The sequence below is a fragment of the Alkalibacterium sp. m-11 genome, from assembly GCF_054658155.1.
In genome coordinates, this window is record NZ_BAAGIR010000510.1 from 1 (window position 1) to 255 (window position 255).

Consider the following 255-nt stretch of genomic DNA (forward strand, 5'->3'; position numbering starts at 1 on the left):
GGCGAAACGTGCCCCAGGGATACCGTGTTTTATTCAGTGAAAAAGTGGACGAATCAATTAGAAACACTCTTTCGTTTGATTGCACCACTGTTTTTTCATGAACCAGTGAAAGTAATTGCGTGAAAATATCCATCAATACAGAGGGTTCCATCTTTCGCAGGGCACGGGATAATTGAGAATAGCTAATGGACTCAATATCAATCACTTTTTTTAAGTTTGGGTTGACCAACTGTTGATCCAAATGCCGTAGGCTAT

Annotated in this window: 1 pseudogene; it reads right to left on the reverse strand. The window is 40.4% G+C overall.

From position 1 onward, the window contains the following. Positions 1–255: pseudogene (locus ACYQ2O_RS13375) on the reverse strand (IS4 family transposase); the annotation flags it as partial.